The organism is Pseudomonas sp. zjy_15 (assembly GCF_043101865.1).
Taxonomy (GTDB): Bacteria; Pseudomonadota; Gammaproteobacteria; order Pseudomonadales; family Pseudomonadaceae; genus Aquipseudomonas; species Aquipseudomonas putida_Y.
Genome location: NZ_JBICII010000055.1, coordinates 59,004 through 74,478, shown reverse-complemented (window position 1 = coordinate 74,478; position 15,475 = coordinate 59,004). Strand labels below are relative to the sequence as shown.

At 63.1% G+C, this 15,475-nt stretch carries 13 protein-coding genes; 10 read left to right on the top strand and 3 right to left on the bottom strand.

Annotation, left to right across the window (positions count from 1 at the left end):
* The first annotated feature begins 61 nt into the window (after positions 1–61).
* The 5 genes from ACF8EF_RS10610 to ACF8EF_RS10590 are packed head-to-tail and all read left to right on the top strand — an operon-like array spanning position 62 to position 5,902.
* Complete coding sequence (locus ACF8EF_RS10610; protein ID WP_392460993.1) at positions 62–1,300, top strand: 3-hydroxyacyl-CoA dehydrogenase NAD-binding domain-containing protein; 1,239 nt, start codon at positions 62–64, stop codon at positions 1,298–1,300.
* Positions 1,297–3,072, top strand: coding sequence for an acyl-CoA dehydrogenase C-terminal domain-containing protein (locus tag ACF8EF_RS10605; protein WP_392460992.1), 1,776 nt, complete (start codon positions 1,297–1,299; stop codon positions 3,070–3,072). Before ACF8EF_RS10610 ends, ACF8EF_RS10605 begins: the two co-directional genes overlap by 4 nt.
* Before the next feature lie 33 nt (positions 3,073–3,105).
* Positions 3,106–4,269, top strand: coding sequence for an iron-containing alcohol dehydrogenase (locus tag ACF8EF_RS10600; RefSeq protein WP_176684461.1), 1,164 nt, complete (start codon positions 3,106–3,108; stop codon positions 4,267–4,269).
* Positions 4,269–4,721 carry a thioesterase family protein gene (locus tag ACF8EF_RS10595; RefSeq protein WP_176684460.1) on the top strand — a complete coding sequence of 151 codons (453 nt, stop codon included), beginning with the start codon at positions 4,269–4,271 and terminating at the stop codon, positions 4,719–4,721. The genes ACF8EF_RS10600 and ACF8EF_RS10595 overlap by 1 nt, the downstream gene beginning before the upstream one ends.
* Complete coding sequence (locus ACF8EF_RS10590) at positions 4,718–5,902, top strand: acetyl-CoA C-acyltransferase (protein WP_176684459.1); 1,185 nt, start codon at positions 4,718–4,720, stop codon at positions 5,900–5,902. Before ACF8EF_RS10595 ends, ACF8EF_RS10590 begins: the two co-directional genes overlap by 4 nt.
* A gap of 79 nt (positions 5,903–5,981) precedes the next feature.
* On the opposite strand, the gene mtlD is transcribed toward ACF8EF_RS10590, so the two are convergent.
* Entirely contained in the window at positions 5,982–8,105 is a 2,124-nt protein-coding gene (gene mtlD / locus ACF8EF_RS10585) for a bifunctional mannitol-1-phosphate dehydrogenase/phosphatase (protein WP_176684458.1), read from the bottom strand.
* A gap of 397 nt (positions 8,106–8,502) precedes the next feature.
* On the opposite strand from mtlD, the gene ACF8EF_RS10580 reads away from it, so the two are divergent.
* The gene (locus tag ACF8EF_RS10580) at positions 8,503–8,799 is read left to right on the top strand and encodes a DUF3144 domain-containing protein (protein WP_176684457.1); all 297 of its coding nucleotides are present in this window, start codon (positions 8,503–8,505) and stop codon (positions 8,797–8,799) included.
* A gap of 18 nt (positions 8,800–8,817) precedes the next feature.
* Here ACF8EF_RS10580 and ACF8EF_RS10575 read toward each other — a convergent pair whose 3' ends face one another.
* The gene (locus ACF8EF_RS10575; RefSeq protein ID WP_003247268.1) at positions 8,818–9,711 is read right to left on the bottom strand and encodes a LysR family transcriptional regulator; all 894 of its coding nucleotides are present in this window, start codon (positions 9,709–9,711) and stop codon (positions 8,818–8,820) included.
* A 146-nt stretch (positions 9,712–9,857) separates the two neighbouring features.
* Between ACF8EF_RS10575 and ACF8EF_RS10570 the strand changes: the two genes are divergently transcribed.
* The 4 genes from ACF8EF_RS10570 to ACF8EF_RS10555 all read left to right on the top strand — a co-directional run bounded on the left by ACF8EF_RS10570 (position 9,858) and on the right by ACF8EF_RS10555 (position 15,052).
* A complete protein-coding gene (locus ACF8EF_RS10570; RefSeq protein WP_076403476.1) occupies positions 9,858–10,937 on the top strand; it encodes a 4-oxalomesaconate tautomerase in 1,080 nt (359 codons plus the stop codon).
* A gap of 73 nt (positions 10,938–11,010) precedes the next feature.
* A complete protein-coding gene (locus ACF8EF_RS10565; RefSeq protein ID WP_176684456.1) occupies positions 11,011–12,318 on the top strand; it encodes a dicarboxylate/amino acid:cation symporter in 1,308 nt (435 codons plus the stop codon).
* 108 nt (positions 12,319–12,426) lie between these two features.
* A complete protein-coding gene (locus tag ACF8EF_RS10560) occupies positions 12,427–13,731 on the top strand; it encodes a CitMHS family transporter (protein WP_176684455.1) in 1,305 nt (434 codons plus the stop codon).
* Positions 13,732–13,798: 67 nt separating this feature from the next.
* On the top strand, positions 13,799–15,052 hold the full coding sequence (locus tag ACF8EF_RS10555) for an OprD family porin (protein WP_392460991.1): 1,254 nt from the start codon (positions 13,799–13,801) through the stop codon (positions 15,050–15,052).
* A gap of 52 nt (positions 15,053–15,104) precedes the next feature.
* On the opposite strand, the gene ACF8EF_RS10550 is transcribed toward ACF8EF_RS10555, so the two are convergent.
* The gene (locus ACF8EF_RS10550) at positions 15,105–15,353 is read right to left on the bottom strand and encodes a CsbD family protein (RefSeq protein WP_176684453.1); all 249 of its coding nucleotides are present in this window, start codon (positions 15,351–15,353) and stop codon (positions 15,105–15,107) included.
* Positions 15,354–15,475 lie beyond the last annotated feature (122 nt).

The window sequence follows — 15,475 nt, the reverse complement described above, 5'->3', positions numbered from 1 at the left end:
CCTTCGGCCTGCTTAGGGTGATCACAGTCCTCATACCTACAAGAAAGCAGGAGCGTTGCGCGTGAATACTCCCTTCCCGATCAATCAGGTGGCTGTGATAGGTGCAGGCACCATGGGCCGCGGCATCGTCATCAGCCTGGCCAACGCCGGGCTGTCGGTGCTGTGGCTGGACTGCAACGCGGCAGCGCTCGAAGCCGGGCTGGGCATGGTCAGCCAAGCCTGGGCCCAGCAGGTGGACAAGCAGCGCATCACCCAGGCCCAGGCCGACGCCTGCCTGGCGCGTGTGCAGGTCGTGGACGGCTATCCGGCGTTGGCGGAGGCCGACCTGGTGATTGAAGCGGTGTATGAAAACCTGGCGCTCAAGCAGGAAATCTTCCGTGCACTGGATGCACACCTCAAGCCACGTGCGATCCTGGCCAGCAACACCTCAGCGCTGGACATCGACGCGATTGCCGCCGTCACCCAGCGGCCGTCCCAGGTCCTGGGGCTGCATTTCTTCAGCCCTGCGCATGTCATGAAGCTGCTCGAAATCGTGCGTGGGACACACACCGATCAGAAAGTGCTCGACGCTGCACGCGCGCTGGGCGAGCGCATGGGCAAGGTGGCGATAGTGGCAGGCAACTGCCCTGGGTTCATTGGCAATCGCATGTTGCGCAGCTATGTGGGCGAAGCGCGCAAGTTGTTGCTTGAAGGGGCGTTGCCACATCAGGTGGATGCGGTGCTGCAGCAGTTCGGCTTCGCCATGGGGCCGTTCCGCATGTACGACGTGGTGGGCATCGACCTGGAGTGGCGCACCCGGCAGTTGGCCGGGCAAGGCATGCACGACCCGCTGGTGCAGGTCGATAACACGCTGTGCGAGCTCGGTCGTCTCGGGCAGAAGACCGGGCAAGGCTATTACCGCTATGCGCCCGGCAGCCGACAGGCCGAGCATGACCCGCAGGTCGACGCCCTGGTGCTGCAGGTATCCCAGAAACTTGGCTACCGACGCCGGGGCATCAGTGCCGAGGAAATCCTCGAGCGCTGCCTGCTGGCACTGGTCAACGAAGGGGCGAAGGTTCTCCAGGAAGGTATCGCCGCCAGCAGCGGCGACATCGACCAAGTCTGGCTCCACGGCTATGGCTTCCCGGCTGCCACTGGCGGGCCCATGCGCTGGGCCGACGAGCAGGGGGCGCCGTTCATCCTGGCCCGGCTGGAATACCTGCAGGGCGTGCTTGGCGAGCATTGGCGCCCGGCAGGGCTGCTCTACTCACTTGTGGCTGGTGGCAAGCGTTTCGAACCGCGTGGGGAGGTTCAGGCATGAACTACCAGGCGCCCCTTCGCGACATGCGTTTCGTGCTGCATGAACTGTTCGACCTGAGCGGACATTGCCAGCAACTAGGTATCGAACTGGACCGCGACACCCTCGACGGCATCCTTGAGGAGGCCGCACGTTTCACTGGCCAAATCATCGCACCGCTCAATCGCAACAGTGACGAACAGGGCTGCCAGTGGGTGGGCGGCGAGGTCACCACCCCGGACGGCATGCGGGACGCCTATCGGCAATACGTCGAGCATGGCTGGGCCAGTATGACCGGGCCGCAGGCCTATGGTGGCCAGGGATTGCCGCAGATGGCATCGGCCAGCTTCCATGAAATGCTGATGGCGGCGTCGTTGTCGTTCCGCATCTACTCCGGCCTGACCGAGGGCGCGGTCCTGGCGTTGCATCGCCATGGCAGCGAAGCACTCAAGCAGGCCTACCTGAGCCGGATGGTCAGTGGCGAGTGGGCCGGCACCATGTGCCTGACCGAGCCGCAGGCCGGCACCGACCTGGCGTTGCTGCGTACCCGCGCCCAGCCGGAAGCGGACGGCAGCTACCGCATTACCGGCAGCAAGATATTCATCAGTGGTGGCGAGCACGACCTGACCGACAACATCGTTCATCTGGTACTCGCGCGCCTGCCTGATGCGCCGGCCGGTGTCAGGGGCATCAGCCTGTTCCTGGTGCCCAAGCTGCTGCCCGGTGGCGAGCGCAACGCGCTGGGCTGCGGGGCGCTGGAACACAAGATGGGCATCAAGGGTGCCTCGACCTGCGTGATGAATTTCGACGGTGCCCAAGGCTGGCTGGTGGGGGAGGCCAACCAGGGCCTGGCCTGCATGTTCACCATGATGAACGATGCCCGCTTCCAGGTCGGCCTGCAGGGGCTTGGTATTGCCGAGGCCGCTTTTCAGGGGGGGCTGGCCTATGCCCGGGAGCGTCTGCAGTCGCGCTCGCTTGCCGGGCCGGTGGCAACGGAAAAGCCTGCCGATCCGATTATCGTCCATCCAGACGTGCGGCGCATGCTGCTGACCCAGAAGACCCTTACCGAGGGTTGTCGCATGCTGGGCATCTACACCGCTCGGCAACTGGACCTGGAGCACGCTGCGAAAAGTGCACCGGCGCGCCAGGCGGCAGCCCGGCGGGCGGCGTTGCTGATCCCTATCGTCAAGGCGTTCTTCACCGACGTCGGTCAGGAGGTCGCCAGCCTTGGGGTGCAGGTGTATGGCGGCCACGGCTACATCCGCGAGTGGGGCATGGAGCAGTTGATGCGCGATAGCCGCATCACCCAGCTTTATGAAGGCACCAACGGCATACAGGCCCTCGACCTGATACGCCGCAAGGTCCTGGGGGACGGCGGGGCCGAGCTCAATCTGCTGATCGACGAAATGGCGCTGCACGTCAGGGCTGCCAATGCGCTCGGCGGCCTGCAGGCCATGGCGACCGCCGTGGGGCAACGTTTGGAGGAGTGGCGCGCCTTGTCCGGCCATGTGGTCGAGGCCTGTCAACGCGACCCTCAGGAGTCAGGAGCAGTGTCGGTTGATTTTCTTGCCTACTCGGCCTACGTGCTGTTGGCGGCGATGTGGTTGCAAGCGGCTGTGCGCGCTCAAGCAACGCTTGCCGCCGGCAGCGCGGAAACAGCCTTCTACAGGGCCAAGCTTGACGCCGCAACGTTCTACTGGCGGCGGATCCTGCCCCGCGCCACTGCTCACCGCGAGGCCCTGCTGGGTGGCGCGGATTGCCTGATGGCGCTACCGGCGAGCGATTTCGCGTTCTAGCGCACGGCAAACCACACGAACAAGGAGAGTGCGATGCAGCCTTTCAGCTTTGCCACCACTGCGCAGATCCTCTGCGAACCCGGCGCGGTGCAGCGCCTTGCAGGCCTGTGCCGTGAGCGCGGTGCCAAGCGTGTATTGATCGTCAGTGACCCGGGTATCGCCCGCCTAGGCATGCTCGATGACCTGCTGCCGGGGTTCACGGCAACCAAGGTCGGCGTGGCGATCTTCAGTGAGGTTACGGCCGACCCCAGCGAGGCATGCGTGCTGGCGGCCGTCCAGCGCGCCCGGCATATCGGTGCCGACCTGGTGGTGGGGTTCGGCGGCGGCAGCTCGATGGATGTGGCCAAGCTGGTTGCGCTGCTGGCCCACCGCGACTGTTCGCAGCCCATCGCCGAGCTGTACGGCATCGACAAGGCCAAGGGCCGCCGGCTGCCGTTGATCCAGGTGCCCACCACGGCAGGTACCGGTTCGGAGGTGACGCCGATCGCCATCGTCACCACCGGTGCCACCACCAAGATGGGCATTGTTTCGCCGCTGCTGTTGCCAGACCTGGCAGTGCTCGACGCCGTCTGCACCCTCGGCCTGCCAGCGGCGGTGACTGCTGCTACCGGTATCGACGCCATGGTGCATGCCATCGAAGCCTATACCAGCCGCCTCAAGCGTAACCCGCTGTCCAGCCTGCTGGCCCGTGAGGCGCTGCGGCTGCTGGCGGATAACCTTGACCAGGCTGTGCACAACGGCGGCAACCTGCAGGCCCGCCAGGCCATGCTGCTGGGGGCTTGCCTGGCCGGCCAGGCCTTTGCCAATGCACCGGTGGCGGCGGTGCATGCCCTGGCCTATCCGCTGGGTGGGCACTTTCATGTTCCCCATGGCCTGGCCAACGCGCTGGTGTTGCCGCATGTGCTGCGCTTCAACCTGCCGGTGGCGGCAGTGGACTACGCCGAACTGGCCGTGCCGCTGCTGGGGGCCCGTTTGCAGCCCGGCGATCAACGCCAGCAGGCAGAACAATTCGTGGCCGAGCTGGCCGCGCTGAGCAGCCGCTGCGGGTTACCGGACCGCCTGCGCGACGCCGATATACCACGTCATCGGCTTGGCCAGCTGGCCGAAGACGCGATGCAACAGCAACGCCTTTTGGTCAATAACCCGCGTGAAGTCACCCAGACCGATGCGCTGGCCATCTATGAGGCAGCCTACTGATGAGCCACCTCCGGCAACGTGAACACTATCGGCACTTCACGCCCATCACCACCCGGTGGCACGACAACGATGTCTATGGCCACGTGAACAATGTGGTTTATTACAGCTTTTTCGACAGCGCCGTGAACCGCCTGCTGGTGCGGCAGGGCGGGTTGGATATCGACCAGGGGAGGGTGATCGCGCTGGTGGTCAGCTCCGCCTGCGACTACCAGGCGCCGGTGGCCTTCCCGCATGACGTCGAAGTGGGCCTTGCGGTGAGCCGGTTGGGCAACACCTCGGTGCACTATCAGTTGGCCGTGTTCCTTGCCGGTCAGCCATTGGCCTGCGCCACCGGCCGCTTCGTCCATGTATTCGTCGACCGCGAAGGGCGGCGCCCGGTGCCGGTGCCGGACTGCCTGCGGCACGTGTTGAGCGAACTGCAGCCCCTATCCCCTGAGGAACAGCCATCATGAAAGACGCCGTGATCGTCGCCACTGCTCGCACCCCTATCGGCAAAGCCATGCGTGGCGCCTTCAACGACCTGAAAACCCCCAGCATGACGGCTGTCGCTATCCGCGCCGCAGTAGAACGTGCCGGCATCGAACCGGCACAGGTCGATGACCTGGTGCTGGGGACTGCCATGCAGAGCGGCACTGCCGCGATCAACCCGGGGCGGCTGTCGGCGCTGGCCGCCGGCCTGCCCCAATCGGTCAGCGGTCAGACCGTCGACCGCCAGTGCGCTTCAGGCCTGATGGCCATTGCCACGGCGGCGAAGCAGATCATGGTTGATGGCATGCAGGTGACCATTGGCGCAGGCCAGGAGCAGATCAGCCTGGTGCAGCAGGTGCACAACCAGCTGGCCAGTGAGGCTTACGACCCCGCGGTGCTGCGCATGAGCGAGCACGCCTACATGCCGATGTTGCAAACGGCCGAACGGGTGGCCCGGCGTTATGGCATAAGCCGCGAAGCGCAGGATGTCTACGCCCTGCAGTCTCAGCAGCGCACGGCGGCGGCGCAGGCGGCAGGGCTGTTTGCCGCTGAAATCGTGCCGGTCATCGCACGCAAGAAGGTGGTGGACAAGCTGACAGGTGTTGTCAGCCATGAAGAGGTGCGCCTGACCCAGGACGAAGGGAACCGGCCGGCGACGACCCTGGCCGATCTGCAGGGGCTCAAGCCCGTGGTCGAAGGCGGTTGTGTCACGGCCGGCAATGCCAGTCAGTTGTCCGATGGCGCCAGTGCCTGCGTGCTGATGGAGGGCGCGCTGGCGGCGCGCTCGGGCACTGCAGCTCTGGGGCTTTACCGCGGTATCGCCGTGGCTGGCCTTGCCCCCGAGGAAATGGGTATCGGCCCGGTGTTGGCGGTGCCCAAGCTACTGCGCCAGCAGGGCCTGACGGTAGACGATATCGGGCTATGGGAGCTGAACGAGGCGTTCGCCTGCCAGGTGCTGTATTGCGCCCGGCAGTTGCAGATCGACCCGGCGAAACTGAACGTCAATGGCGGTGCCATTGCTATCGGCCACCCCTACGGCATGAGCGGCGCGCGGATGGTCGGCCATGCCTTGCTGGAGGGCAAGCGACGTAAGGTGAAGTACGTGGTCGTGACGATGTGCGTGGGCGGCGGCATGGGCGCAGCAGGCCTGTTCGAAGTGCTTTAGGCCGGTACCCAAGGCCAGCCCATGGCGGTGACCGGGACGCAGGCGCAACCCGCGCCCACAGTGTCCCGGCCAGGGCTGGTTATGAGCCTACAGCAACCGCGTGGCGCAAAGCCGGCTGTGGCAATTGGCGGAAACCTTCACTGATGGCAGCGATCAGTTCCGCGTCCTTGACGGGGCACAACCCGGGGAACGGTTTGTTGGCATGGGTGAGCACGGCTTCGACGCTTTCCTGGTTATCCAGGTAAACCTGCCTGATTGCCTGGCTTTCCAGGTCTTTGCTGTCGCTGCAGTTCAGGGCGTGGTGAATGGCGAGCCCGGCGCCAAACGCCAGGGCTGGGGTTGCAATACCGTGCTTGCGGGCAAGGTCGATGCTGCTGAGGATGCGTTCGTTGCGTTGCAGCTTGCGCAAGGGGTCGCGGCCTACCCGGGCGCACGGGTCTTTGAACGAGGTTTTGCAGCGCTCGAGGAATGCCTCGGCAAAGCGGCTGACCACCTCGGCCATCTGTGGGTATTCGGCCACCAGTGCAGGCGCGACCTCCTGGCGAATCAGGCGCTCGGCCAGTTCACTCACTCGCGTATCGCCCATGCCCTGGCCGACCCAGGCATGGCCCAGCAGGCTGGCGTACCAGGCCACGATGGCGTGCGGGCCGTTCCACAGGCGGTTCTTGATGATCTGGATCTGGGCAATGTCTGGGACTGTCTTCACCTGGCGCAGGCGTTCGAGCAGATCGCTGCCGCGCTCGGCGTAAAGCGGCATGTCGGCTTCGCTGTTGAACAGCACCAGATGCAGCTGGCTCATGGCGCTGCTGGGCTGTGCAAAGGGCCTGAAGTGGCCGATCAGCCGTTCGTACTCTGGTAGCGGCGCCGAGGGCTTGCGGGTGCTTGCAGGCTCGTCTTCCAGGCTGTTCTGGAACATCTGCGACTTGATGCGCAGTTGCCGTACCAGCGCGTCGTTGCCCAGTTTGGACACGATACGGCTGACCACCGTTTCGGCGAAATGGGTCTTCTGCAAAACCTGCTCGCTGATCGCAGGCGGGCACAGCAATGCCAACTCGGCTTGCACATGACGCCGCACGAACGCCGCACCGCCAACCTTGTTCAGCACGATCAACAGGGTCAGCTCGCGGCCTCGGCGCTCGAAGCGTTGCAGCAGGCCTTGGGCGATCACCCTGGCCTGGCTTCTGATGGCCTGCTCGGGCAGGCTCAGGCCAATGATTTCGGCAGTGGTGTACATGCCGATGACGGCGTCGTCATCGTCCATGTCGATCATGCGCACGTTGTCGATGGTCTGGTCGAATGACGTGGCACCGTAGCGCACGCTGTAGCGGCCGAAGGCGCTGACGCTTTCGCGCAGCATGCGTGAGCGGGTTGCGGCAATGATTTCACGCGGTCGGGTGTAGCCGTCCCAATGGGAAAATACCTGTGTCAGGTAACCGCCGCCGATGGCGCCGAAACCATGAATGCCCACGCTGAACTGGTTCATCGAGGCCGGGAACGGCTCACTCAATGCAGGCATGCCCAGGTCGGGTACGCACTCGCTCAGGTCGGCGAGAAATTCATGCATGCTGCGGTAGGCTTTTAGCGCGCCCGCCTTGATTTCCGGCGCAGGCGGCTTGATGTCCTCGATCAGGATCGCCTGCCCTTCGGCGCGCATCGCCGACAGCATGCCGTTTTCCGAGTCCTCGACCATGAAGCACTGGCCTGGCTCGCAATTGAGCGCGCGGGCGGCTTTCAGGAAAATCTCGGGGTGGGGTTTGCCTTGGCTGACTTCATCGCCACAAACGGTGATGTCGAAGTACTTCAGCACGTTGGCGTTGATCAGGTATTCCTCGGCAATGGCACGGCGGCTGGAAGTGGCCACCGCCATGGTCAGGCCTGATTTGCGCAAGCGCTCCAGCACCTCCAGCAGGCCGGCCTTGATCGGTACGCCGTGATTGCGCACGTACTCCAGTTCAAGTTCATCCGCGCGTTGGCGGATTTCGGCGTACGGGAAGTCGTCGCCGTTATGCGCCTTGGCAAGGGCCTCGGCCTTCTTTGCGCTCAGGCCCAGCGAGCCAATCAGGGTCTGCTCGCTCAGCGCTTTGCCGAAGATTTCCAGAGAAGCTTGCTTGAGTGTCTTGAAGCGCAGGCGCTCGGTGTCGAAGAGGGTGCCATCCATATCGAAGATGGCGCTGAAAATGTGTTTACCGTGAAAGAAAAGCATTGGCTGTTGCCCCTTGTCGTTGCGTCAGGCACTCCGCCTGCAACAGGCGAGTACGGTGTGTGAGCTGCCGAGGAGGCAGTCAGGTCGGAGGCACACGTTCGACAGCGGGACGCTCAGGGGTGACACAGAGGTAAGGCGGAGCGGAGCGGGGGGTGCAGAGAAGGTTGGCAACCTTCGAGGCGAGGCGGGTGGCGCGTTTGGCCTTGAGTTCACGCCCACTGGCTGCGGTCGGTTTCGCAGGCAGTGGGCGCAAATAGCGATGGATACGTGTGATTCCAAGCATGAGGTGCTTTGCTTCCTTTTCGTCATGGGTGATCCCTTTTTCAGCCTTGCACGTATGCGCCGTGACATGCAAGGCTTGGCCTCCCGCGCGAATTGCGCAACAAGGTGAACCCCAATGACCCAAGCTACCGACCAGGCCTTTTACGATCGTGCCGATGCGCACATCGAACTGGCGAACCAGCAGATCGAAAAGTTCGAAGACCTGGGCAAGGTAAGCGCCTCGCTGACCTTCGGTGCAGCGCGCTTCAGTGCCTGGATGAGCGCCCGCAGCTTCAAGAGCGGCGCGGAACTGGGTGCGGCACGGGAAGAGATTCTGAAGTACTTCTGCGACCAGTACCGGATGATGCTCGAGGACAACCTCGATGAGCATATCGAGCATTTTGACCGGTACATGCTGGGCAAGGACGACTAAGCCAGGCGCGCCGCTCCCTCAGCGATTTGGCCATTTCTGCAGCAGGATCGAAACGAATTTTTCCGCAGCCGGCGACAACGATGCGCCGCGCCGGTACACCAGCCCTAGCGTGCGGGTGACTTGCGGCTCGATCAACGGCACGCTCACCAGCGTGGGGTGGTCGGCATTGGGCATGGCCAGGCTGGGCATGGCGGACACGCCCAGCCCGGCCTCGACCATGCCCAGCGACGTGGACAGGTGTTGCACTTCGTAGAACCACTTGGGCCGCAGGTTGAGCCCGGACAATGCATGGTCCAGCAGCATGCGGTTGCCACTCAGGCGGCCGACGCCGATCAGGCGGTAATCAGCCAGCTCTGTCCAGGTAACGGAGGCACGATTCGCCAGTGGGTGGTCACGCCGGCAGGCCAGTACAAAGTGCTCCTGCACCAGCGAGACAAACTCGATGTCCGGGTGCTGGCCACTCATCATGTTGATGCCGAAGTCGGCCTCGCCGCGCAGTACGGCTTCGAGCCCGTCGTTGGCGCTAAGGTCCAGCAGGCGAATGCGGATTTTCGGGTATTGCTCGTTGTAATCGCGGATCACCGACGGCAGGAAGTAGAACGCCGCGGTAGGAATGCAGGCGAGGGTAACCTGACCGGTCTGGCGCTCGGCCAGTTCGCGGATGCTGAGGATCGAGTCTTCAAAGTCATCCAGCAGGCGCCTGGCCTTGGGCAGAAAGTCGCGGCCCACGCTGGTCAGGCTGACCCGGCGAGTGGTGCGTTCCAGTAGCGAGGTGCCCAGGCCTTCCTCCAGTTTCTTGATCCGCCGGCTCAGGGCCGGCTGGGACAGGTGAAGCGCTTCGGCGGCCTCATGAAAGCTGCCAAGTTCGGCGATTTTCACGAAAGATCTGATGTCTTGCAGCTCATATTCCATAAAAAACCTTCGACTGGCCTGGTGCTTTATTGATGTTTAAATCGCAATAATAACTACGATATTTGCATTGGATTGATTTATCCATCCCTGTCACTCTTTTGCCCACAGCATCAATGATGTCCATTGATCAACAAGAGTGCGAAATCATGCAACGAATTCCTTGCGTACTCATGCGCGGCGGTACCTCCAAAGGGCCGTTCTTCCACGCCTGGGACCTGCCTGCCAATGTGGTCGAGCGCGACGAGTTGCTGATCAACCTCATGGGCTCTGGCCATGAGCTGGAAATCGACGGCATCGGTGGCGGCAGCCCGCAGACCAGCAAGGTGGCGATCATCAGCCCGTCACTGCACGCCGACGCCGACGTCGACTACCTGTTCGTGCAGGTCATGGTCGCACAGCGCCGCGTCGATACCGCCCCCAACTGCGGCAACATGCTGTGTGCTGTTGGGCCATTCGCCATCGAACAGGGGTTGGTAAAAGGCCAGGAAGGCAAGACCTTGGTGCGCATTCGCAACCTCAACACCGGCACCTTCGTCAATTCGCTGGTCGAAACGCCCGGCGGTATCGTGCGCTACGAAGGCCGCACGGCGATCGATGGAGTACCGGGCACTGCCGCCCCGGTGCACCTGACCTTCCTCGACGCGGTCGGCAGCAAGACCGGCAAGCTGTTCCCCACGGGCAAGGCCCAGGACGTGATTGATGGCGTGCCGGTGACCTGCATCGACATGGCCATGCCGATGATGGTGGTAGAGGCCAGCCAGCTGGGGGTAAGCGGCTCGGAAACCCCGGCTCAGCTGGACGCCGACAGCGCGCTGCTCGAACGCCTGGAAGCGTTGCGGCTGAAGGCCGGAAAGGCCATGGGCCTGGGCGATGTCAGTGGCATGGTCATCCCCAAGCCAGTGCTGGTGTCCAAGCCTCGCTATGATGGCACGCTGCAGGTTCGCTATTTCATGCCGCACAACTGCCATCGTGCCTTGGCGATCACTGGCGCCGTGGGGCTGGCGACTGCCTGCGTCAGCCCTGGTACCGTGATTGCCGACCTGTTGGGCGAAGGTGCACAGCAACTGGCCGAGGTCCGCCTGGAGCACCCCAGTGGCGGCATCGATGTTGCGCTGACGCGCAGCGGAGCCGATGGCCAGACGATCCAGGCTTCGGTGGTGCGAACCGCCCGGCGGCTCTTCTCAGGTTTCGTCTACGCCCCTACATTCCGCAGGTTGGCCGGGTAGTTCCAGGCACCGATCCAGACCTGCACATTCGTAACAAGCGCATCCGCACAATTTCAACAATGGGTGATGCCTCATGAGACTCGCCAAATCGCTGTATTTCCAGATTCTCTGCGCCGTCCTGCTGGGCGTGGTGGTCGGCCACTTCTGGGCGCAACAGGCCGTGGCCCTCAAGCCGCTGGGTGATGCGTTCATCAAGCTGATCAAGATGATGATCGCGCCGGTGGTGTTCTGCACCATCGTCACCGGCATCGCCGGCATGACCGACAAGCGTTCCCTGGGCCGCTTGATGAGCAAGACCCTGCTGCTGTTCCTGGGCCTGACGGTGGTCAGCCTGGTAATCGGACTGGCGGCGGTCTATCTGTTCAAGCCAGGTGCCGGCATGAACATCGATCCTGCCACCCTGAGCACGGCGGGCCTGAGCCAGTACACCGCGTCGGCCGCCAAGTTGAGCGTGGTGGACTTCTTCATGCACATCATCCCGGACACCTTCGTAGGTGCCTTCAACAAGGGTGAGGTCTTGCCTGTACTGTTCATCGCCGTACTCAGCGGGTTCGCCCTTTCGTCGATGGGCGAGAAAGGCAAGCCGGTCCTGGACGTGCTGGAGTCGGCCTCGACCATGGTGTTCCGCATCTTCGGCTACCTGATGCGCTTTGCCCCGGTCGGCGCTTTTGGCGCACTGGCATTTACCGTGGGTCAGTACGGCATTACGTCCCTTGGCGCGCTGGCCAAGCTGGTGGGGACGTTGTACATCGCCTGCGCGTTCTTCGTGCTGGTGGTGCTCGGTGGCATCTGCCGTGCCCATGGCTTCAGCCTGTGGAAGCTGCTGCGCTATTTCCGCGAAGAGTTCCTTGTGGTGCTGGGGACTTCTTCAACCGAGCCGGTACTGCCGCGAATGCTCGAGAAACTCGAGAAGCTTGGGTGCAAGAAAGGCGTGGTTGGGCTGGTGCTGCCCACTGGTTACTCGTTCAACCTGGACGGTACTGCCATCTATCTGTCGTTGGCAGCCGTGTTCATCGCACAGGCCTGCAACATCGACCTGAGCCTGGGCCAGGTGGTCACCATGCTGGCGATCATGTTGCTGTCCTCCAAGGGCGCGGCAGGTGTCACCGGCAGCGGTTTCGTGGCCTTGGCCTCGACCCTCACCGTGATCCACGACATTCCCCTGGCCGGCCTGGCCCTGTTGATCGGGGTCGACCGCTTCATGTCGGAAGCCCGTGCGCTGACGAGTCTTGCCAGCAACGCAGTGGCTACGGTGGTGGTTTCGCTGTCGGAAAACGCCTGTGACCGGCAGACGCTGCACAGCCGCCTGAATGGCGAGCCGGTGGTCAGCCCCGTCGCTGAAACAGCCGACTGGGTCGCCGAACCGCGCCGCCACGGCTGAGCCCCGACACCCTCAAGCTTTTCACAGCCCCCCACCATGCGTTGCCGGGGGGTAGGGGGCCGTCTGCGCTGCAGGTGGCCACAGACAATAAAAACAAGAGAACAAACCATGCTCGCACTTCTGGGCCTGATCATGGTGGTGACCTTCACCTACCTGATCATGAGTAAACGCCTGTCCCCTATCGTCGCGCTTACCATCGTGCCGATTGTTTTCGCCGTTATTGGCGGTTTCGCGCCAGACCTGGGCAAGATGATGCTCGAAGGGCTGAAAATGGTCGCACCGTCTGCCGCGCTGCTGCTGTTCGCCATCCTGTTCTTCGGCCTGATGATCGACGCCGGCCTGTTCGACCCGTTGATCCGCAAGATTCTCAAGCGGGTGAATGGCGACCCGATCAAGATCGCCATCGGCACCGCCCTGCTATCGCTGCTGGTGGCGCTGGACGGTGACGGCACCACGACCTACATGATTACCTGCGCCGCCATGCTGCCGCTGTACAAGCGCATCGGCATGAACCCGATGATCCTGGCGACCGTATCGATGCTGTCATTGAGCATCATGAGCGGCATGAGCCCGTGGGGTGGTCCCGCCACCCGTGCCATTGCAGCGCTCGGCCTGGATGCGACCGAGTACTTCATTCCGATGTTGCCGACCGTCATCGGTGGGGCGGCGTGGGTCGTGTTCACCGCCTACCTGCTGGGCCGTGCCGAGCGCCGGCGTATCGGCAACATTGCCCTGGAGTCTGGTGGCGGCAACTGCTACATCAAGGAAATCCTCGGCGACAACCCGCACAAGCGCCCGCGCCTTGCCTATGTGAACCTGGTGCTGGTGATCGCCGTGATGACCGCGCTGGTGCTGGGGCTGATGCACGCAGCCATCCTGTTCATGATCGGCTTCGTCGCGGCGCTGATGATCAACTACCCGCAGCTGGACTTGCAGAAAGAGCGCATCCTCGCCCATTCGGGCAACGCCATGACCGTGGTGCTGCTGGTGTTCGCCGCGGGCATCTTTGCCGGTATTTTCTCGGGTACCAAGATGGTCGATGCATTGGCCCAGACGCTGGTGGACTGGATTCCGGAAGCGTGGAGCCACTGGTTCCCGCTGGTGGTGGCGCTGACCAGCATGCCGCTGACCTTCGTGCTGTCCAACGACGCGTACTACTTCGGCGTTGTGCCGATCCTGGCCAATGCCGCGGCCGCGTACGGCATCGACCCGGTGGAAATTGCCCGCGCCTCGGTGCTGGGGCAGCCTGTGCACCTGATGAGCCCGCTGGTGGCCTCCACCTTGTTGCTGGTGGGCATGGTCGACCGGGATATCGGTGACTTCCAGAAGGCCACGGTGAAATGGGCCGTGCTCACCTCGCTGGTGATCACAGCGCTGGCGTTGCTCACGGGCGCCTTGTCCTTCTTCGTCTAAGCATTATCGGGCGCTGCCAGGCGCCCCGACTCACGCTCACTCCGAAAACAACAATAGAGTACCGATCATGTCCCGAGCTGTGTTCCGTGGGGCCACCTTAGGCCTGCTTTGCGGCTGGCTACCTGTTGCCGGCGCTTCCGGTTTTATCGATGACAGCAAGCTCAAGCTGCAGTTGCGCAACGTGTATTTCAACGAGAATTTCCGTGACGAGCAGGGTATGAGCGCCCGCGCTGCCGCCACGGCCAAAAGCGAACGGGTGGAATGGGCTCAAGGCTTTCTGCTCGACTACCAGTCAGGTTTCACCCACGGTAAGTTAGGTGTGGGGCTCGATGCTCTGGGCCTGCTGGGCGTACGCCTTGATTCCGGCCGCGGGCGCAGCGGTACCGGGTTGTTGCCGGTGCACGACGATGGCCGTGCGGCGAATGAGTTCGCCAGTGCCGGGGTCACGGCCAAAGCCCGCCTGGGCAGCACCGTGGTCAAGCACGGCACCTTGCTGCCAAAGACACCGGTGCTGGTCTACAACGATGCGCGGGTGCTGCCACAGACCTATCAGGGCACTCAGCTGACCAGCACGGATATCGACGGGCTGACCCTGATGGCCGGGCACCTTGACCGCTTCAAGCAGCGTGACTCGTCCAACAGCACCGGCATTTATCTGGATGGCCATGGGGGCGGCAAGTCGGGTGACTTCACCTTTGCCGGTGCCGACTATGCCGTCAGCAAACAACTGCGCCTGAGTGTCTACCATGGCCAGCTAGAGCACTTCTATCGCCAGGATTTTGCCGGGCTGGAACATGACCTGCCGTTGGCCGGCGGAGTACTGACCACGGACCTGCGCTACTTCAAAAGCCGCGACAGCGGGGCGGCCTACGGCGGCGGTATCGACAACCACATGTTCAGTGGCCAGGTGGCGTATGCGCATTCCGGCCATACCCTGGGGGCCGGTTATCAGGTGCTCGATGGAGATGCCGGTTTGCCATACATCAGTGGTGCGACCGTTTATTCGTTCAGCAACGTCGGCATCGGCAAGTTCATCGAGGAGGAAGAGAAAACCTGGATGGCCAGCTACGCCTACAACTTCGCGGCCGCCGGCGTGCCGGGGCTGACCTTCATGACGCGCTACCTGAGTGGTGACAATGGCCGTTCAGGTGGCGAGGGCATCAAAGAATGGGAGCGTGACGCCGAGATTGCCTACGTGGTGCAGGGCGGGCCACTGAAAGGTCTGGGCGTGAAACTTCGCAACTATGTCTATCGTTCGGATTTCGCTCGCGGCCGCGACAGCAACCGCCTGTACCTTACCTACGATATCGCCATCTGGTGATGGCGCGGGCCGGATCGCACACCCGGCCCAGGCCCTGCTTGCGGTGCCCTGTTCAGCGGCGCAGGAGGCGAGAGACCACCAGTGTGGCGGCGGCTGTGATGGCCAGTGCGGCGAAGGGCTTTTCCTTGACGAACGAAGACACGGTGTCCAGGGTGTTACCGTAGGTCTTGGTCAATTGGCCTGCGGCCTGGCGCGCATCGCCTTCGGCCTCCAGCGCCGGGTCTTCGACCAGACGGCCTACGGCGCTTTGCGCCTTGCCTGTGAGGTTTTCAGCAACACCTTCGATCTGTTCACGTTTCATGATGGTTTTGTTCCTTCCTGTGAGCGACTGAGTGTTAACAGCACAGGGTTAGGGTGGTGGCGCGTCGCAATGGTTCCACCGCAAGCAAGCTCGAAGACAACCAGACGGCCTTAACGAGCATT